Origin of the sequence: Zobellia galactanivorans, from assembly GCF_000973105.1 — a bacterium.
Taxonomy (GTDB): Bacteria; Bacteroidota; Bacteroidia; order Flavobacteriales; family Flavobacteriaceae; genus Zobellia; species Zobellia galactanivorans.
The window spans coordinates 2,003,235-2,025,656 of record NC_015844.1 but is presented as its reverse complement, the minus strand read 5'-3'; the positions used below and the strand labels follow the sequence as shown (position 1 = coordinate 2,025,656).

The following is a 22,422-nucleotide window of genomic DNA, read 5'->3' as shown; positions in this document are numbered from 1 at the left end:
TTTGCTTTCATACAAATACTGAGGTTTCACAACACTTTTTTCCCTTGATACAACATTAAATTCAGTGCGCGTGATATATAAGCCATATTTGTTTATAGAATTCCTTGTATCAAACCCAAATTGATCGATGAATTTGTAGTAAACCCAAAACTACGCCTACTTATGAGACAGAAAAGAAATCACATTCCGCGCACAATTTTGATGGCCGTTTTATTGATGGCCACCGTACAACTCTCTGCACAAACGGTTGTTTTACAAGCACCGAAACCTGCAGGAAACCCGAATTTTGGCGACCAGCCCAACGAAAACCAGTGGACGCAAATCTGTGCTGGTAACGCAGGCTTCAACCAATACTTCGCTACGATCGACTGGGCAGGCAACCCGAACAGTGACAACGAATGGATCCTTGAACTCTCAGATTCCAGTGGTAGTTTTTCCAACCCGGTTGAACTAGGGCGCGAATCAAGCAACACCACGGTTAAAAACCCCGGTTTTGAGTTTCAGTTGCCTACAACCGCTAGAGGATCAGGTTACAAAATGAGGGTAAGAAGTACAAGTCCTGCCACAACAGGCCCAGAAACAACCGCTTATTCTATGTACTATTTAGGCTATACATCGAACTTACATATGAGTCCAAATGGAGACGGAACCACCCCTGGTACCGTCGAATCTTGCGGTGGTACCCAAATAACCCTAACGGTCGATAACATTCCGGCCAGCGAATTAAATACCTATCAGTATTCTTGGTACAGAAGCGGAACCAAGTTAGCTGAAACCGGCCCTTCCATAACCACCGATGGCGCAGGTGAATATTTTGTCTTTTTAGATTACGGTGCATGTACGGGTTCTGCCAATACGGAATCGAATCATATTATACTGAACTCAGGAATATCTACGGGAATCGCCATAACGGCCCCGGCAGCAACTTCCTTATGTGCAGGAGATACCGTGGCCCCATTGGAAGCTACCGTACAAAATGCTAGTTATACATATACATGGTATAGAAACGGAACCGAAGTACAGGCTGCCCAAACTGGCGGCTTTACCTATTCTATCGATACCAACGACCCCGCATTTATAGGGGACTATACCGTTGAAGTAAAAGGAGCCGGCATCTGTACCGAAACCTCGGCACCCGTAACCATAACAAACGCCGGTGCCTTTACGGTAACAAGAAACAACAATGCCAATTTAGTGGTGTTGCCTTCGCAGAGCCAAACCTTAAGTGTAACTACCGATGCCAATGCACCGACTTATGAATGGTTCAGAAACAATACACCCATACCAAGTTCCAACAACGCCACGTTAACGGTAACTCAAGCCGGAACGTATCACGTTGCGGTTACACAAACCGGGGGTACGTGTTCATCGACTACCATCAATTCGGAAAAAACCGTAGTGGTAGCACCGACTTCCTTCAAAACGGAAATCAACTATGCGACTTCTTACGAAGCGTGTAGCAGTACGAGCATAGCCTTGACCGCCGATAAGATATATGCCGTTTTAGGCGATGGAAGCGAGGTAGACGTTACTGCCGATGTAGCTTCGTCATTCACCTATCAATGGCAAAAAGACGGTGTAGATGTCACCGGTGAAACCTCACAATCGATCAGCTTGACCGATAGTGACCACAACGGTTCGTACCATGTAAACACCGAACAAGGCGGTATGACCACGGTCTCGAATACCCTACCGGTACAACTAGCTTCAAACCAATCGGTATCAATAACGGCTTCCAGTACGGTATACTGTAGTTCCTCCGATGTAATTACCATTACCACAGATGCCGATCTAACCGATAAGACCTTCGACTGGGAACGTGATGGAACAGTAGTAAACTCTACCGATACTTCCTTAAGCATAACCGAACCTGGGACTTATAGATTGGTCATCAAAAACGGTACTTGTAATCAAGTTTCGAATGAACTTTCCATTACGCCCCTAGATCCAGACCTGATCACTTTAGATGTTGACGGTGATGTTATTTTTCCTGAAGGAAGTTCAAAAACGGTGAACGCTAGTGGAGGTACCGCCTACAGATGGCTCGATGCCAATAATGTAGAGATTAGCAGCTCGTCTTCTGCCACATTCACTACTGAAGGAGACTATCTCCTAATTGCGAATATTGACAATTGTGAAGTAAGCAAACCGATTACCGTATCATACCTAGACCTATTTAATATACCAAACGTTATTACACCTAATGGTGACGGCGCCAACGACCAATGGGTTATTCCTAATTCATATTCGAACAAGTCAGACGTGAACGTCATCATCTACAATGCCAAAGGTGTAGAAGTCTTAAATGCAACCAACTACCAAAATAACTGGCCGGAGTCTTCGGTAAGCTTCGCTAAGCAAAACATGGTATTCTACTATGTCATCAAAAACGCTAGCGAAACTTTGAAACAAGGCACCATAACAGTTATTAGATAATCTAACCACCATGAAATTTGTAAAATACCTTGCACTAACCCTACTAGCTGCCCTGACGTTTGCAAACGTTCAGGCGCAGGAAGACGATCCAGTACTGCTGTATAGTCCAGCATCACAGAATTTGTTGAAATTCAATCGATTCTTGATCAACCCAACGTTTTCGACGGTACAGGAAGATAAATCGTACATCAACCTGCTTCACAGAAACCAATCGGTACAATTTAAGGATAACGACCAAACGTATTTCTTAAGTTATAGCGGTAGGATCGGTGATAGGAGTGGACTAGGGCTTAGCCTTTATACACAGAGTATAGGTCCCGTTTCAAACATTGGGGTTTTGGCCAACTATGCCTACGGTATCAAGTTGAGTGACAAGAGTAATTTTACCTTTGGTGGTAACTTGGCCTACTATAGTACCGGCCTTGATCAAAACAGCATCGATGTTGTAGATGTGAACGATTACCGACTAAACGGTACGGAAGACAGCAATGTGCTTTCGTTTCAACCCGGTTTCAACATTTCCTATGGTAATTTTGACTTCGGTGTTTTTGCAGAGAATCTATTCGATTACAATTTAAAGACCAGCGAATCACTTACCGATTTCGCAGATAAGACCTATTCTAGTCACCTTCAATATACCCATAGTTTCAAAAACGGAGAGGGTATTATGGAAGGCAGTCGTCTAATGCCCATTGCACGAGTGCGGATGAATGGTCAAAACCGGTTTGCTTCCTCGGATGGCGAATCGCAAGACCTCACTTTTGGGGGTGGCGTAATTCTCGATCTACCTAAACTAGGTTGGCTGCAAGGAGGCTATGATAGCTTCTACGGAGCCTCTGCCGGAGCCGGATTTAACATCAACAAAAGACTTTCCTTAGGCTATACTATGGAAAAGGGATTTGGTACGGACTTCGACAACTTGGGGGTTACCCATGAAATCTCCTTCGCGTATTCCTTCACTCCGAACTTGACCGAAGACCGTGTAATGTTAGAGGATGATTATGAGGATAGCTTGGTAGAAGAAGACGAAATCGAAAAGAACAACTTGGTCGACAATGATGAAATAGAAGAGCTCAAACGCAAATTGGCCGAAAACGATGCCATAATCCAAGAGTTGATGTTCCGACAAGATTCATTGGAAGCCGACCGTCAAAAAGACCTTGAACGTCGTTTCAACATGGTCATGAGCATGGTCAGAAACGAAACCAATGGCAAGCGTCCCGACCTGGAAGATCGTGCCGAAAAACTCTTTTTAGGTCAGACCGATAAACCTACGGTAGCTTCAAATACTACGACACAAAACAATAATATACCGAACGGCACAACCGATGCCCTTGCCCAAAATACAGTTCGTCCCACTAGACCAACAGTAGCAAGAGATAAAACCCAAAACCAGCTTACGCGGCCGACCTCCACAGAGAGCAGTAGCAAAACCACTGCCCGTAGTGGTGTAAAAAGCCGAAAATTCAAAGACCTTGATGGCGTAACCGATGGCTACTATGTTGTGGCCAACGTTTACAAAGGAGGTCAATACATGCACAAGTTTATGGACAAACTTCAGCAAGATGGCTTTGAAAGCGACTATATAGACAACCCAAAAAACGGTCTGAAATACGTCTACCTAAAGCGTTATGATACTTGGGATGAAGCCGTAGCGGCACACAATAGCAACATGAACGGAGCCTATGATGGCGATACGTGGATCATGAACGTAGACAATCGCTATTCAAACGAAGCTTATGCCAATAACGTAAACAAGCTAAAAGAAAAATCGGCCAAATACGATACCGATGTCCTACAGACGAAAACCGTAGTAAAAGACCAAGTGGTATCGAACGAGATAACACCAAAAACACATAAAATAGATGGTATCGGCTCAGGCTATTATATCATCGCAAATGTATTTGCCAACCCAAAAAATGCAAATCGTTTTGTAAAACTTCTTAATTCTTACGGGCTTAGTGCCAGTTACTTCATCAATCCTGAAAACAACTGGAGGTATGTATACCTGAAAAGACACCAATCTTGGAACAACGCCCTTTTATCTTATTACACCAACCTAAACGATGCGTACAACGACAAAATGTGGATTATGCGTGTCCGACCAAACCTAATGGCCTAGATGAAATCTAATTTTTTCAAAAAATTATTAGTTGCCAGTATTTTACTATTGGCTTATTCCGGTTTTTCACAAGAGTACAATTCCTTTGAGGTTCGCTACCAAACCAACATTAAGGGAGATCTCACCTTTATTTCAAATAATATTTTGAATAGGGATGGAGGTACCTCAAGCACCGAACCGGAAGACCCGTATAATAATATTTCCACTAGCTGGAGTTCCAACCCGGAAACCGGTGGCTACTTCAATTACAACGATGACAAAAATATGCAGTACATCGATGTAGATGGCGACCCTTCTACATTTAACTCGAGTTCTGCGACATTTTCGTTTCCCAATGCCGATTGTAACCTCATTCGGTACGCAGGTCTATATTGGTCCGCTACCTATCCTAGTGCTACGGCCAATGGTCAGACTTATTGGTGGGGTGCCGTAAACAACAGTATACCCATAGGTCAAGGCCGACAAAACGATTTTAACCAAGTAAAACTTAAGGTTCCTGGCGGTACTTATGTAGATGTAACCGCTGATGAAGTGCTCTTTGATGGTTTCACGAGTGCGGATAACTCGGTTAGAGGCAATAGTCCGTACGCCTGCTATGCAGATGTTACCCATCTCATAACGCCATTGGGCGATCCAACAGGAGAATATACCGTGGCCAATATTAGGGCTACATTAGGTTCATTAAAAGGACAGGGGGGTTCATCCGGTGGTTGGACCCTTGTGATCGTATATGAAAACCCCAATCTAACCGGAAAACTCATCACTACTTTCGATGGGTTTGCGCGCGTTAGGGATACCGATAGGGTAGATATCAACTATTCAGGCTTCAATACCATTCCCGTGGGTCCCGTTAGGGCCAATGTTGGTGCTGCCGCCCTCGAAGGAGATTATAGAATTACCGGAGACCGTCTAAGAATACGTGCCGCTAGCAGTGGTGGGTACACGACCCTGAGTAACGGAACCAACCCATCCAACAACTTCTTTAACAGTAACATTACCCTAAACGCGACCCTGACCACCAACAGAACACCCAACAGTAGAAACACATTGGGTTATGATACGGACATGTTTTATGTCTATAACCCGGCCAACGCCGTAATACCCAATAACGAAACCTCGGCAACGCTCAGGTTCGAGACCAACGGTGACCAGTATTACCCCTTCTTCAACTCCTTTAACATTGAAATCATCGAACCCGATATCGTTCTTGAAAAGCGGGTTGAAGATATTAGCGGTGTCGATATCACAGGGCAAGGTGTAAACTTAGGGCAAACCTTAGATTACGTACTTACCTTCCAAAACACGGGTAACGACAATGCGGTAAACTATACGATCCGTGATGTTTTACCGGTGAACGTAACCCTAGACGAGGCCAACATCACCATGCCTAGCGGTACCACCTATACCTATGACCCCGCAACGCGCGCCGTTGAATTCCGCATTCCCAACAGGTATGTAGAGGTCGGCGACACCCCCGCAAACATTCGTATGCGGGTAAAAGTAGCGGAAAACTGCTTTGATTTTATAGATGCCTGTACCGATCTAATCGAAAACTTGGCCTATTCGACCTACCGTGGAGAAATTAACGATAACCAAATTACCGATGACCCCAGTGTATCTGACTTCGATGATTGTGGTTTTGTTACCCCAGGGGCGACGAACTTTTTGTTAGACGATCTTTCGGACTGTAATTTTAACCGCACCGTACAACTTTGTGGGCTCAATGTTACCCTAGATGCAGGTGACAATTTTGACGACTATATTTGGGTTCGCGATGATAACGAAAACGGCGAGATAGACGCATCCGATACCGTTTTGAACGATGGCGACCCCGACGGAGACCCTAGCACCTTGGTCGTTTCCGACATAGGTACCTACATTGTTGATAAAATCGTAGCCGACCCATGTAAAGGCTTTAAGGAAATCATCGTAGTGGAACGTTTTGGTACTACCCAAACCAACCCTATTGTAGATTATTTCAATGCCTTGAACAGCGATGCAGATCCAACTAACGATATTCAGGGAGAAATTGCCCAATGTAGTATTGATGGTGATCTTTTGCCCAAAATTTTTCTCTGTGGGTCGGGCGATACCCAACCTTTTCAGATAAACATAACCGATGCGCAAAGCCTAACATGGGAGCGTCTTGACGAAGGTAGCTGCTCTAGTGTCACCGATGATTGTGCCAACAAAAACTTGGGTTGTACTTGGAATACCGTTGGAACAGGAAATAACTTTAATGCCACATCTGCAGGTAAATACCGACTTGTCATCAACTACCAACTAGGATGCTTTAGCCGCTTCTATTTTGATGTTTACCAAAACAACCTAGACCTTCTCTTCAATAAGAGGGATATTATTTGTTCTACCGATGGAAACATTACCATCACCAATTTGGGCAGTAATTACGGTTACCAGTTGGTAGACATAACCAACAATTCCATTGTAGTGCCATTTAGCGCCAATAACGGCCCTAGTTTTGACATCTCTACCAATGGGGCCTATAGAGTAGACGTAACGCAATTAGACAGCTCTGGAAACCCTATTCCTGACGCGTGTATTTTCAGTACGCCCGACATAGGTATACTCGACCGAGATTTTCAGGTCGACGTAAGCACGACCCCATCTAATTGTAATGCCCAAGGTATTATAAAAATCGACGTTCTTAATGTAGAGCCTAATTACACCTATGTACTTAGAAGAAGTGATGGAACCCTAATTGACGATGAAACCGCACAATCGGATAACACCCACTCCTTTAATGTAAATGCCGGTGATTATACCATTGAAGTTTCAACTGATGATGGGTGTTCGTTTAGCCAAGACGTAACCGTGGCCAGAACACCTGACCCAACCCTTATCGCACAAACGACAAAAGATATCGGCTGTACGGCTGGAACCATACAACTTACCGGTAGCGGAGGCTTGCCTAGTCCTGGCTATTCTTATGCTATTTGGAGTAAAGACGGCACCAATTTATATGCCGATGTAGCTTCAATACCGGGTGATGCCTATGAAACCGATCCTATTTTTACCTTCGGATGGCGTGACACGAATAGTGACGGTACAGACGAATATTTTGCAGGAGAAGAAGGGGATTATGTTTTTGTAATCGTTGATTCCAACAACTGTTTTGCCTTTTCCAACGAGGTGACCATAAACGATAACGGGGCCATGACCCTTGACTCGATTACCGAGACATCGCCTTCTTGTAGTGGTGATTCAGACGGGGCCCTTACCATAAACACTACGGGCGGTGTCGCTCCATTTGCGTACAGCATCGATGGTGGAACCACTACCCAGGGATCGCCAAACTTCGTAAACCTTATTGCCGGCACCTATGAAGTACTGGTAACCGATTCTTCCGGTTGTAGTTTATCACAAACCGTAGAATTGACCGAGCCCTTCCCATTAAGCGCTTCGGCAGGTGTTTCTCGTGACGCTACCTGTGACCCGAACGGCGCGGAAGTCCGTGTAACCAATGTGGTGGGAGGAACGGGCTCATATCAATATAGCTTTGACGGCGGTGCAACCTATGGCGCCTCAAGTATAGCTGTACTTCCCCCTGGAGACTACACCGTAATCGTAACCGACGGTTCTTGTGAATATCCCATGAACGTAACCGTTGAAGATGAGCCGGCAGAACCGACCGTAACCCTTACTCCCGAGGTTAGCTATGATTGTAACGGAACGGGAACTATTACGGCTACCCCAGATATTGCTACGTACAACTATACTTATGCCTTAGATGGCGTACCCAATTCACCAGACCCCACAAGCAATGTTTTCCTTAATGTTGCTCCTGGCACCTATACGGTGAGCACCAGTTATGTATCTCAGACCCCTCCAACCCCCAGTTTATTGCTTACTGAGGATTTCGGAAGTGGGCCAACCATACCTAGCCCAAACACCAACGGCTATACCTACGAGGATCAAACTACAAACCCTCCTGGCGATGCCAACGAAAACATCAATGACTTTGAATATTCCGTAACGAGTGAAATAGTCGCTCCATTCGGCACATGGATCAATCCTATTGACCATACAACGGGAACAAGAACAGGTCAAGGCCGTTATTTGGTCATGAACGTAGGTACACCTACACCTACCCAAATCATATATTCCAAGGAAATAAACGATATTATTCCAAATCAAGATATAAGCGTAACCTTGTATATCATGAACCTGCTACGTCAGGGCACAAGTGGCCTTGACCCCAATTTGACCATAGAGATCCGAGAGCCCGGAACGGGCACCGTAGTACGCTCGATCACCACGGGAACGATCGCCAAAAACACAGGGGCCGACGATTGGATCGAATTTACGGCAGAACTCAACCCGGGAAGTAATACCACTCTAGATTTTGTAATACGTTCCGAAATACCTGGAAATGGCGGTAACGATTTTGCCCTAGACGACATTGTTATACACCAAGTACCCGAAGTCTGTGAACAGACGGTTGAAACCCCGGTTACCGTGGTTGCCGGTAAGCTTTTCTCAGCAACTATTACAGGTGCTACCGATACGAGTTGTAACGGACTTGACAACGGTTCCATCACCTTTGAAGTAGAGAACTTTAACGCCGCCGGATTTGAGTATTCAATAGACGGTAGTGCTTTTGTAAGCTCCACCACCTCACCGATTACTACTCCTGCCACCCTAAGTTCCGGTTCCCACACCGTGGTGGTCAGAAAGGTAGACGAGCCTAGTTGTTCTAGAACACTGACACATACCATCAATGCTCCGGAAGCCCTAGTGGTTTCGGCATCGATTACCACAGAATTAAGCTGTACCAATGGCGGTGCTACCATTACGGCCAGTGCCACTGGAGGTACCACGGCCTACGAATATCAGTTGGAAGACCAGCTGGGCAACGTTATCGGGAGCTATGATTTTGCGACCAACGGAAACAATACCGTTTTCCCGAACCTTGTTGCAGGCGATTATATCGTACGCGTCAGGGATGACAATACATGTGAAGACGTCATTGATACAGCCCTTACCGTTGCTCCGACAAACCCGATTACTTTCGATGTAACCCCTACGGCTTGTTATACGGGCGGAAATACGGCCTCCATCCAAGTTGATGTTACCGATGGTAACGGAGATTATACCTTCAGTATCAACGGAAACCCATGGATAAGCCCAAGCCCTGCGAACAGTACAACACATACGTTTTCGGGACTATCGAACGGAACATATACCATCAATGTACAAGATGGTTTGGGCTGTACGGGAACACTACAGACCATTACCATCGACCCACAATTGACCGTTAGCGCCACGGCCCCAAGAATTACGGCTTGTGCTACGGATACCGATATCAGCATTTCGGCCTCCGGCGGGGACAATAATTACGTTTATGCGGTAGTGGACAATGGTACCGCCGTAACCGACGGGGACTTTAATACGACCAATCCCGTGACGGTTGCCATCGCCGGCGATTACGATGTGTACGTACGCGACAACAGTGGCGCTGCAGACTACTGCCAGGCCATGTATACCGTAACCGTAACCAAAGACGACCCTATTGCCATAACCGCAACACCAACGGCGGTAAGCTGTTTTGGAAGTTCGGACGGAGCCATTTCAATTACCGTCGATTCAGGAGGAAATGCACCCTTTATGTACAGTATCGATAACGGCGCCACCTATGTACCCGGAAACAACTTCCCGAACCTATCGGCAGGAACCTATCCTGTACGTGTCAGGGACGCCAGCAATTGCGAAACCGTAGCGCAGGATGTAATCGTTACAGAACCGGCCCAATTGGTCGCAGAAGCGGTTATTACACAAAACTATACCTGTCTTGTCGATGGAGAGATCACCGTTGGAAGCATCACCCCAACATCAGGTGGCTCAGGAAACTATCAATACAGCATCAATGGAGGCGCTTGGACGGCCTCTACCACAGGCGGACATACCTTTACCGGTCTAAACGACGGAACGCACAGTATTCGCGTTAGGGATGCCAATGCCACTTCGTGCGGGATTACTTTGGCAGACATTATAATTTTGCCATTGCCCACCGAACCTGCGCTTTCTACTTCCGTAACATACAATTGTGATGGAACAGGAAACATTACGGTATTGCCCAACGACCCTTCATATACCTACAGTATTGACGGAGGAACGGCCCAAACGGCAAACCTATTTAGCAATATCACTTTAGGAAACCATACCATTACCGTTAACTACGGCAGTGATTGTACCGTTGATACTACCGTTATTGTAGAAGACGGTCATGCCTTTGAAGCTAATATTACGGCTTTCGAAAACCTTGACTGTAACGGTGACAACTCAGGTAGCATTACCATAGATGCCAGCAATTACGGGGCAGGCGGATTCGAATATAGCTTGAATGGAGCGGCCTTTGTCGGTCCCTTTAGCGCACCGGAACAAATTACCGGTCTTGCCGCCCAAGCGCACAGTATTGTCGTAAGGGATGTAAACGACCCTGTTGCGGGTTGTACGGTTACCTTAACCCAAACCTTGACGGAGCCCGATGCCCTAGATGCCTCGGCCAGTATCACGGAACAGTTTACCTGTAACAATACCGGCGCTACCATTACGGCCAGTGCCATAGGGGGTACGCCCACCTATGAATACCAGTTGGAAGACGACCTGGGCAACATCATCGGAAGCTATGATTTCGCGACGAACGGCAACAACTCGGTTTTCACGAATATTCCTGCGGGAGACTATATCGTAAGCGTCAGGGACAGTAACAATTGTAGCGATAACATCGATACCCCGATTACCGTAACCGCTCCCTTAGTACCGACCTTTGACGCTACTCCTACAGCTTGTTATTCTGGTACCAACGATGCTTCCATTCAGGTGGATGTTACCGATGGAAACGGCGGATACACTTTCAGTATCAACGGCGGACCCTTTGTGGCTCCAACACCAAGTACCGATGTTACGTACACCTTTAACAACTTATCGAATGGCACCTACACCATAGATGTTAGGGATGCCTTTGGATGTACAGCCGTGCAACAAAGCATTATCATAGACCCACAGCTTGTAGTATCTGTTGACGTTGTTGACATCAATTCGTGCAACGACGGATCGATAACGGTCAACGCCACAGGCGGAAACGGAACATTGGTGTATGCCATTGTACCGGCCGGAGACGACCCATCAGGACTTTATACCACAACCAATACCTTGACCGTAACCAGTGCCATGGCAACCGCTAATCCGGCCGGTTATGATGTCTATGTACTGGATAACAATGGAGCATCACCCTCTTGTTCCTTTGTTCAGGAAGATATTATATTCACTCCTGCCACGCCTTTATCGGTAAGCGGAACGGCCACCGATCCCGAGTGTTTTGACGGACTGGGATCCGTAGATGCCACCGTTACAGGCGGTACGGCCCCATTCACCTATCAACTGGTAGATTTAACCCCAGCGGATGGTATCGATTATGGCAATACGAGCACCAACGTATTTACCCCTTCGCTAACCTTTAACGGTATCGGGGCAGGTGATTACGAAATAAATATTACGGATGACAACGGTTGTACCGTTACCTCAACAACAGTAACGATCAACAATGCCGTGGAAATTACGGCCGATATCATTCCTATACTACCTGCTACATGTGATGATCCTGATCTTAATCTATACGGATTTGAATTTGAGAATATAGTAACTCCAGCTGGAGGTACTGTTGAATATAGTGCGGATGCAGGAGCTACTTGGGAGCTTACCAATGAATTGAGAGGACATGATTCAGGTACGGTAGTATACCCTTCCATTCGAGTTACCCTACCTAGTGGTACCATTTGTCAAAAAGATTTTGATCGATATATCATTCCTTATCCTTTAGATGACTTGGATATTACTTTGGCGGCCGTGGTTGTCAATTGTAACGACCTTCAGGTTCGCGTATTGGGTAGCGAAGGAAACCCGGTTCCTGGCTACGAGTACACCTATAGCGACGATCCGGCGAATTTTGACCCTGCCACCGCTATTTGGACCGCTCCAATCCCTGACGGAACACCTCATATTTTCCAAAATATCGATGCTACCACACCCCAAACCCCAGGCTTGCCCCTTTTGGTTCCTGGAAGAACCTATGTCTTTTATGTTAGGGATGGTTCGGGCTGTGTACGCCAGAGCAACGAAAATGTAAACGAATTGCCCGGTGTCAATCTACCGATTGAGATTACTACGGATATAGTTCCTAGCTGTTTTGGGTCGTCAACAGGTAAAATAACGTTCAACATTAATCCAAATACAGCGCACCCTTTCATGCGCTATGAAATCTATGAGCTTGGCAACCCAACCCCTATAGAGGTCAGTGGACCTGGGCCGGCGGCCAGTAATGTTACCTACGATGACGAAATTGAAATCACCGGTCTTGGCGAAGGGGAATACTATATTCGACTCGTTCAGGTAGATGGAACAAACACCGATGCCTGTATTGGTGGTGGTGAAAATGCCCTTCTTGAAGAATTGGATGCCATCAATGCTACGCCAACGGTTACGCGTGATATTTCCTGTAATCTTCCCGGATTGATTACCATTACCGATGTTACCGGTGGTGGTGGGGCTCCGTACACTTATGATGTTACCGGTCCTGGTGGATTTACCCCCTTGACGGGAACGACTTCGAATCCTATTGAAATTCCAGTAAATTCCCCAGCAGGAAGCTATACCGTTACGCTTTATGATCAATATAATTGTTCCGTAACCTTGGCTCCGGTGAATTTAGACCTTTCACCGAACCCGACCATAGACTCGGTTACCCAAGACAACTGTAGCGCTCCTATCGACCTTAGCGTTGTAGGTAGCTCTGCTGCAGGAAACATACGATATGCCATTGTACCGGCAGGAGATCCCGCACCGACAACCTATTTAAACAATGCCGGCTTATTTGAAAATGTAGCCCCAGGTTCATACGATATTTACATTATGGACGGCAATGGTTGTACCAACTCACAATCGGCCTTCGTGGTCAACCCCGTACTTTCGGCCAAAGCAGAGCTTACCAAGGTATTGGATTGTACCGGATCACCCGATGCCCTTATTAGCATTGAAGTATTGGATGGATCGGGAAGCTATGAGTACTCTATAAGCAATACCGCGGGTGTACCGGCAGTTGCACAAACGGCCATCCCGGGTAATCCGTTCGATTATCAAGCACCGGCGGCAGGAGATTATACGATTACCATCTATGATACCAATACACCGAACAGTGCGGCGTGTAACAGGCAATTTGTTGTAAACGTTCCAACCAGGGTCGAGCCTGTAATCGATACCTTTACAGCAACCGATGTTACTTGTTTGGGCAGTTCGGATGGTAGCATTACCATTTCGGCCATAGATAATGCCACGGGGCCATATACCTTTGAAATTACGTCATTTGATGGAACACCGGTGAGCATCCTTCCGGCAACTACCACAAATACCTCGGCTACGTTCACCGGTCTTGCTCCGAATTCAACTACGCTGCCAAGTGGCTATGTAGTTACCGTTAGGGGCAATTCGGCCACGAACAACTGTACTACGGATAGCGCTCCTATTACCATTGCGGAGCCGGCCGACATTGCCGTGACCCTAGATCCCGTTGTAGAGTTTGGCTGTACCACGGCCAACAACCAGAACGATGCAAGCATTTCCGTAGCCAGTGCAACGGGAGGTTCGAACAACTTTGTACGATACGAATTCATTAAAAACGACAACCCCGCCACTGCTGCGGTAGAACCCAATGTTGTGGTTCAGGACGGCTCTAACGACACCTATATCGAAACCGACCTCTTAGGTGGTGCCTATACCATCAACGTATATGACGATAAGGGTTGTGTTGGTACTACCACGGCCATAATAGCTCCTTTTGTAGCCATAAGCAATCCTACGGTAAGCATCGATACCGATGTAAGCTGTAACCCTGGTGATGATGCTGTCGTTTCCATAGGGGTAGATTTAACACCTCCTTCAGGAAGCCCAACACTCGAATATTCCGTAGTAGGTACCGATAATGCCTATAGCCAGCTTGGTCAAACTTCCAATTCATTTAGCGGAATAGGAGTAGGAAACTATGAAGTGACCGTTACCAATACCGATACCGGCTGTTTCGTACAGACTACCTTTGAAATTGAAGATCCAAATACCTTTGAAATCGATGCCACCACGGTCGATGTGGTTTGTCATGGGACAGATGGTTCCGTTAGCTTTACCATAAGCGATAGCACCAAGCCCTATACCGGCGGTTTCACATGGCAAATTTATAATTCACAAGGTACGGTCGACCCAGTCGATGATACCCTCATTGCCTCGGCAACCGGAACCTCGGCCAATGCAGGTCCCACAACACCTTTTGCCATTGGCGCGGGAGAATACCGCGTTGAGGTTACCCAAGATAGCAATCCTTCTTGTGTCGCTTCCGAAATGTTCACCATTGCAGGTCCGAGCGATCCGATCAGCGCAAACCGGGTATTTACCGATATCACTTGCGTACCTGGTAATAATGGAACCATAGAGGTTACCGAGGTTACCGGAGGATGGGGCGGTTATTCGTATCTCATTTTCGATACGGCCGGCCCAGTTATCGACACCAACGATGCTGCAAACTATGTTTCGAATCCAAAAGCAGAAAACCTAAGCGCGGCTACCTACGAGGTTTGGGTTATGGATTCAGAGGGATGCGCACATCAATTGCCCGATGTTACGCTTAACGACCCAACGCCGATTACGGCGGACCTAAGGATAAACCAACCGAATTGTACCGATTTGGAGGGAGAAATAGAGGTTATCAACGTACTTAACGGTCAGGGTAGCAACTATAGTTACCAGTTGCAGATGTACAATACAGGTACTTCTGCTTTTGAAGACCTAAGACCGATACAGACTTCTCCTATATTTGGTGGTTTAGGTGCAGGCGAATACCAAGTGATCGTTAGCGATCAATGGGGTTGTAGCAGTGCCACAAGCGCGAGCATCGACCTACACGAGCCTATTTCACCATTGGCATCCGTGGTTAAGACCATAGATTGCTCCGTTACCGATCCGGGAGGACAGATTACTATTAGCCAAACGGGAGGTTCGGGCAACTTTAGATACGATGTCCAATACCCATCATCGGCCCCTGCTACCGTAGATGATAGCAACACGACCGGTGTGTTTACAGGCCTGACCGAAGTTGGTGACTACGTGTTTACGATTACCGATTTAGATGCCGATCATAGCTGTAGTACTACTATAACCCAAAGATTGGAGCCAGCGGTAATACCTGTAATAGGCGTAGATTCATCTACCAATGTAAGCTGTAACGGCGCTGATGACGGTACAATTTCAGTTAGTGTTACCGACAATGGCGTAGGCCCCTATACCTTTACCATTACGGCGGGACCAGGAAGTACGGCAACATTCCCAATAACTGCTACTTCCTCTACCTCGACCTCCGCTTTCTTTGATGGACTCGAAGGTTCAACGACAGGAATAACCTATACCATTGAAGCCCGTGGTGCCAACAACTGCGCCATAACCACCGATGTTACCATTACCGAACGGGAAGCTATTACCGTAGATCCTATGAGCATTGTTCAGTATGGATGTACGGATGGCAATAACGGAAACAATGCCAGCGTATCGTTTACCAATGCATCGGGAGGTACGGGTACTTATGTAAGATATGTATTCGTACGTGACGGAAGCGTTGTTCAAGACGGTTCCAACACTACCTATTTTGAAACCGACGGTTTAGGCGGTTCATATGAAATAAGGGTATATGACGATGCAGGATGTTCCGCCATCTCGGCCGCGAATACAGTATTGCCTTTTGTAGAAATCAGCGATGCGATCGTAACCACTACCCAAGAAGCGGCTTGTTCGCCATTGAACAACGGTGAAATCGAAGTTGGACTGACCGTTAGCCCTGCTGCGGCAACACCTAACCTAGAGTATACCGTTAACGGAATCAACGTGACCTACACGAACACGATCGCCTCTACCAACAATCCCGAAACCTTTACAGGATTGGAAGTAGGTAACTACAGGGTAACGATCACCAATTTAGATACAGGTTGTGTTATCGAAACGGTACACACCATAGACGACCCAGATGTAATTGAAGTAATAGCCACAAAATTGACGGACGAACAGTGTTTGAACAATGGTGTGGACGACGGTAGCTTTAGTGTCGCTATCAATAATTATACGGGGCCGTATAGCTATCAAGTATATGACGTTAACGATAACCCGGTACCTGGGGCCGCATTCAGTGGAACCGGAGATACCAGTACGCCATTGATCATAACAAACCTTCCTGGAGGAAGCTATTATGTACGTATTGCGGAAACCAACGCGCCATTGTGCGACGACGATTCCAACATCATAACCATATTGGCGCCAAGTGACCCGATTACGGCCACAATAACTGAAGAAGCCAATGTTTCATGTAGCAATGACAAAGGCGAGATACTTGTTGATCCCGTCGGAGGCGAAGGTCCGTATACCATAGTATTGGATAATACCACTACTTCTCAAGTATATACGGAGACCAATGTTGAGGCTTTCATTTTCAGAAACCTATCTGCCGGTGATTTCCATGTAACCGTTACAGACGCCTTTGGTTGTGTGCTTTCTGATAACATCACCCTAATTAGACCTGATGATATCGTGGCCAATATTTCAGCAACGCCCCTATCGTGTTTCAATGGAAATACGGCAAGCGTCCTGGCTACCGTTGACCCTAGAAACATTACGCCTACATACCAGTTCCAGTTGAATACCTATGACGATCTTGCAGGAAGCAACTTGTTGACCACTTCAGTAGGTCGCAGTACCGGTAACTTCAACAATTTGGCTGCTGGTTTCTATAGTGTTATCGTAAGTGACGACGTAGGATGTTCAGTGGAAACCGCTATTGTCGAAATCGTTAATCCAACGGAAGTTGAAGCCCAACTGATAAGAACAAGTCCGTTGACCTGTGCTACCGGTGTTGAATTTGAATTGAGTGCAACAGGAGGAAGCGGAACCTACGAATTCAGTGAAGATAACGTGACATGGACAGCAATGCCCGGAAACAATGTCAATTTACCTCTAAGTGGTATGTTGGGTGCCGGTATTTATCGCTACTATGTTAGGGATGCCGTAAACCTATGTACCGCGGTACAATCAAATTCGATAGAAGAAGATATTATCGAGCCCTTAACACTTACTGTAGATACGACAGCTGCCTTTATTAATTGTAATGGTGATAATACCGCTACGATCTATGCAGAAGCTGATGGAGGTCTTGGTAACTATCAATATGCCCTGTACACCGATGCTACCTTAAGTGTGGCCTCACGTGTGGCCGGACCACAAAGCAATGGTATCTTCAGTAATCTGACAGCAGGCACCTACTATGTAGATGTAACCAGTCAAGACTGTACGACCACTGCGGAAAGTGTGGTTATTACCGAGCCTACGGCCCTTAGCTATACCGATGCGGTTACCAACGTTACCTGTAATGGTGAAGAAAACGGTTCCATTACGGTTACCTTATCGGGTGGTTCAGGAGGATATCAATATGCCATATCTCCAAACCTTAACCAGTTTGATGATAAAAATACCTTTGATAACCTTGCCCCTGGTGATTATACCGTAATAGCACAAGATCAAAACGGTTGTTTTATCCAATTGGAATACACCATTGATCAACCTGCTATAATCGAAGTAACGGCCACCTCAACACCTGAAATTTGTGTTGGCGAAGCCAATGGTACCATCGACCTTACCATCAGTGGTGGTACACCAGGTTATAGCACCCGTATGCATACGGAATCGGATTTTGTACAAGACAGGACGACCTTTACCGGTCTGGCTGAAGGAACATACATCATTTTTGTACGTGACGCCCAAGGCTGTGAAGAGGATATAACCGTAACGGTTGAGCCCGGTGTGAACCTTAACGCATCCGTAGAACCCGTGTATGGTTGTAACGGCAACATTCCGAATAACTATATCAATATTTCCCTTGAAGATACAAGTATTGCCGATCAGGTTCTTTATGGGGTGGATACTATGGATCCCGCAGAAATGCAACTGAATCCATATTTCAGGGACTTGTCTCCTGGTACGCACTATGTAGCCATATCACATGCCAATGGTTGTATTGTTACCTATGATGTAGAAATTGAAGATTACCAACCATTGAACATTACCCTAGAGCAATCCAATATCAATGAGATAACGGCCAACGTTTCTGGAGGTAGGGGTACATACACCATCACTTTTGATGGCAAAAACAATGGTTCAGATAATACTTACTATATCACTCGTACCGATACATACGTAGTTACCGCTACGGACGAAAACGGTTGTGAGGTGATGGCCACCATTGATATGGAGTTCATTGATCTTGATATTCCCAACTTCTTTACCCCAAATGGAGATGGGCTAAATCAGACCTGGAAACCTAAAAATGATGAAGGCTTCCCACAGATACTAACCGTCATATTTGATCGTTATGGTAGGGAGGTGTACCGAATGGGTCTTGGTGATCCAGGATGGGACGGTCTTTACAAACAAAAAGAACTCCCTTCCGGTGATTACTGGTATGTTATCAAACTCAACGGAGAGAACGATGACAGGGAATTCGTTGGACACTTTACCCTATATCGCTAAATAAAAAACTTAACCTACAACCTACAGTACCATGCGCAAATTTATATGGACCTTGCTGCTCTTATCGGGCATTACAACCGCGAGAGGCCAGGAGCTCAATTCGCCCCAACTCTCTCAATATTTGGCAGATAACCCATTTGTTCTCTCTCCGGTCTATGCCGGTATCGGAGATCATGTAAAAATCAGGCTTAACGGTCTTACCCAGTGGGTAGGTATTAAAGATGCCCCACAGACCCAATCTTTGGCAGCAGATATGCGTTTAGGCGAACAATCTGGTTTAGGACTGTTCTTGTACAACGATAAAAACGGCTATACGAAACAACAGGGGGCAAGGGTTTCTTTTGCACACCACTTGACCCTTGATAGATACGATGACGAATTTCTATCATTCGGTATTTCGTATAACTTTAACCAGTTTAGAATAGATGTCGATAAGTTTGTAGATGCCAACCTGGATCCCGGGGTTATCAACAACCGCCAGACCAGTAACCATAACTTTGATGTAGGTGCTTTGTACCGATACGGTAAATTCTATATCAGTGCCAACGCTTCTAACCTTTTAGGTAAAGATCCCAGTAATTTTACCTTTAATGTGGACGAACCTAACGAACTAAGAAACTACTATGTATATACCGGTTACCGTTATAGGAAAAACAAGAACAGTGACCTGGAAATAGAACCCTCTTTATTGTTCAAAATGTTCGAAAGTGATGGTCGATCGGAAACCGATTTAAACCTAAAATTCAGATGGTACAATTTTGAGGACTATTTTTATGCAGGTGTGAACTATCGTTTCCTAAATGACCAGATCGGTAGTCCGCTCTATATTGCACCCTTTGCCGGTCTAAAAAAGAACAATTTCTATTTTGGTTACTCGTATCAAATCATTCTTAATGAGATTATTACCTACAGTACAGGTACCCATGTAGTTACCATTGGTGTAGACTTGTTTCAAGGGCTTAGTAACTGTCGTTGTACGTATTAATAAAAAACATAGCAACAGTTTTCAACTTGAACATATTTCTAAAAATTACATCTTAGCTTTTTATCCTTATTTGGCCTGTTTCAATTAAGTTTGCAGAAATAAATTTTATTTTGGATAAGGTTAAGGTTAATAACATAAGGGTATATGCCCACCATGGTTGTTTGGCGGAAGAAACCGCTATAGGTAGTGAATATTTGGTCAATGTTGCCGTAGATGCCGACCTAAGCAAGGCATCGGTTTCCGACAAGTTATCCGATACGGTAGATTACGTTCACATCAACCGAATTGTAAAGGAGGAAATGAAAATTCCCTCCAAACTTTTAGAGCATATCGGTAAACGGATCTTAGATCGAATATTTAAGGAAATAGCCATCGTTCAAAAAGCGGAGGTGGAGGTTTCAAAAATCAACCCTCCCATAGGTGGTGACGTTGAAAAGGTGACCATCGTTTTGAAGCAAAAACGAAAAAAATAGTTTTTTTAAGCGCTTTTAACATCATCCTAAACAACTGTAAATCTTTACCCTTACCCGTTTCCTTGCACTTTGTAAGTAGAACCGGTGAAAAAAAAGTAAAGTAAAAATAACATTTCCATCAAAAAAACTATCTTTGCACCTGCAAATGGCATCGTGGCCGAGTGGCTAGGCAGAGCTCTGCAAAAGCTTGTACAGCAGTTCGAATCTGCTCGATGCCTCAACAAAAAACCTTCGTATTTTACGAAGGTTTTTTTGTTTCCATTAGTGTGCCATATCTTCTATAATCGAAATGACACCGGTTTCTGCTATAATTTTTCAATACGCTCGATGCCGTTTTCAATATTGAACCGGTCTTTTGGTAAGAAGCCTTTGACTATAAGTACAATTCCGCATATGATAAGGATAATACCTATGCCCTTTTTTATAAGATAAATTCTATTGATCGTTAGCTTTTTCTTCAATTGTTTCGCCAGGAGAATTTTAAAGATATCGGTTACAAAATAAGCCCCGACCATGGTAGAAAAGAATACGATGATACGATTGGGATCATTATTCAGGCTCGGTCCGACCACAATGATAATCCCCAGCCAAAAAACAAGTACACCAATGTTGATAAAATTGAGCAGAAAACCTTTGACGAAGAGCCCCAAGTAATCACTTTTTTTGACTTTGATGCTCGTATCGACCTGTTTAGGAGGTTTTTTAAAAATGGTGGTAATCCCATAAACCAGAAGAATCACGCCCCCAAAGACATAGAGTCCGGGTTGGTTACTCAAATTTTCTAGAAGTTGAAAACTACTGAAATAGGCGATAACAAGAAAAAGGCCATCGGCAAGAATAACGCCGAAATCAAAAACGATTGCGGCCCTAAACCCCTTAATGGCACTAGTTTCAAGAAGCACAAAAAACACAGGCCCGATCATAAAGCTCAATAAAAAGCCTAATGGAACTGCTGCCTGAATGTCTTCCCACATGCGTTTTCTGCGTATTATAATTAATCGTTCGGGTACGGTGCAATCATTGACGCTATTGGTCTAAACGACAATGTTCATCATACAAAACTACGGGATTACAACAGGAATGAAAAAATTACATTCGAATTACCTTACCTCCAAAAACCGTTTTCTCATCCATTTTTGTTGGATTTCCATAAACCAGTACTTCTCCACCTGCCTTTACCGTAGCCTTTACATAGTCTGAGGCAAAGATTTCGGCCCTCGATCCCGCATTTACGTTAATGGTTGAAAACTTTGTCTTGAACTCCTTCCCTTCATAGATACCACCGGTATTAATGGCTACGTCCTGCAAATTTGAAGAGCCCTTGGTGACTATAACCCCACCTGTAACCGTCTTTATCAACATTTGTTCAACTTCTGCCTTGATGTCGAGCTCACCACCCTCTTGGGCCTTTAATTCAAGAACCTCTTGTTTTATAGACTGTTCACTTATGATGCGGGCATCTTCGTTAACGTCTATAACTACCAAGTTTTCGGTATAGTACAACTCTACAAAAGTGCGGTAACCACTAAAGATCTTTCCTATTTGCATTCGGATCTTAAGCACCCCATCGTTATTAACAATGGCCACCTTGTTGATATTCTCACCGGTTATGATCGCTTTGTTCACATCTGATTTTATCAGTTTAACCGATAGACCATCAAACGCCTTGACCTCAGTAAACTTCGTAAGGTCTTGTGTCATTTTTTCCCCTTGGGCCTCAAGTAAATTTTGCCCGAGTACAAAAACGACAAGCCACACAAATTTTTTCATGATGTACCTTT

7 protein-coding genes and 1 tRNA gene are annotated in these 22,422 nt (G+C 45.2%); 6 read left to right on the top strand and 2 right to left on the bottom strand.

Annotated elements, in window-relative coordinates; genetic code table 11:
• The first annotated feature begins 162 nt into the window (after nt 1–162).
• From ZOBGAL_RS08095 to ZOBGAL_RS08070, 6 genes are all read left to right on the top strand, one after another.
• A complete protein-coding gene (locus ZOBGAL_RS08095; protein WP_013993069.1) occupies nt 163–2,436 on the top strand; it encodes a T9SS type B sorting domain-containing protein in 2,274 nt (757 codons plus the stop codon).
• A gap of 10 nt (nt 2,437–2,446) precedes the next feature.
• On the top strand, nt 2,447–4,558 hold the full coding sequence (locus ZOBGAL_RS08090; RefSeq protein ID WP_013993068.1) for a PorP/SprF family type IX secretion system membrane protein: 2,112 nt from the start codon (nt 2,447–2,449) through the stop codon (nt 4,556–4,558).
• Complete coding sequence (locus ZOBGAL_RS08085; protein ID WP_013993066.1) at nt 4,559–19,183, top strand: T9SS type B sorting domain-containing protein; 14,625 nt, start codon at nt 4,559–4,561, stop codon at nt 19,181–19,183.
• A gap of 31 nt (nt 19,184–19,214) precedes the next feature.
• Nucleotides 19,215–20,168: a PorP/SprF family type IX secretion system membrane protein gene (locus ZOBGAL_RS08080; protein WP_013993065.1), complete on the top strand. Its 954-nt coding sequence runs from the start codon at nt 19,215–19,217 to the stop codon at nt 20,166–20,168.
• A 110-nt stretch (nt 20,169–20,278) separates the two neighbouring features.
• Nucleotides 20,279–20,641 (top strand): dihydroneopterin aldolase, encoded by a 363-nt coding sequence (gene folB, locus ZOBGAL_RS08075; RefSeq protein WP_013993064.1) that lies wholly within the window; start codon nt 20,279–20,281, stop codon nt 20,639–20,641.
• A gap of 147 nt (nt 20,642–20,788) precedes the next feature.
• Nucleotides 20,789–20,859, top strand: a tRNA-Cys gene (locus tag ZOBGAL_RS08070).
• Between the two features lie 87 nt (nt 20,860–20,946).
• Here ZOBGAL_RS08070 and ZOBGAL_RS08065 read toward each other — a convergent pair.
• Complete coding sequence (locus ZOBGAL_RS08065) at nt 20,947–21,615, bottom strand: LysE family translocator (protein ID WP_013993063.1); 669 nt, start codon at nt 21,613–21,615, stop codon at nt 20,947–20,949.
• A gap of 115 nt (nt 21,616–21,730) precedes the next feature.
• Entirely contained in the window at nt 21,731–22,411 is a 681-nt protein-coding gene (locus ZOBGAL_RS08060) for a head GIN domain-containing protein (protein ID WP_013993062.1), read from the bottom strand.
• Nucleotides 22,412–22,422: the final 11 nt, after the last annotated feature.

Coding starts and splice junctions, on each gene's coding strand:
- ZOBGAL_RS08080 (WP_013993065.1), top strand. CDS start 19,215: ATGCGCAAATTTATATGGACCTTGCTGCTCTTATCGGGCATTACAACC.
- ZOBGAL_RS08085 (WP_013993066.1), top strand. CDS start 4,559: ATGAAATCTAATTTTTTCAAAAAATTATTAGTTGCCAGTATTTTACTA.
- ZOBGAL_RS08060 (WP_013993062.1), bottom strand. CDS start 22,411: ATGAAAAAATTTGTGTGGCTTGTCGTTTTTGTACTCGGGCAAAATTTA.
- ZOBGAL_RS08095 (WP_013993069.1), top strand. CDS start 163: ATGAGACAGAAAAGAAATCACATTCCGCGCACAATTTTGATGGCCGTT.
- ZOBGAL_RS08065 (WP_013993063.1), bottom strand. CDS start 21,615: ATGTGGGAAGACATTCAGGCAGCAGTTCCATTAGGCTTTTTATTGAGC.
- ZOBGAL_RS08090 (WP_013993068.1), top strand. CDS start 2,447: ATGAAATTTGTAAAATACCTTGCACTAACCCTACTAGCTGCCCTGACG.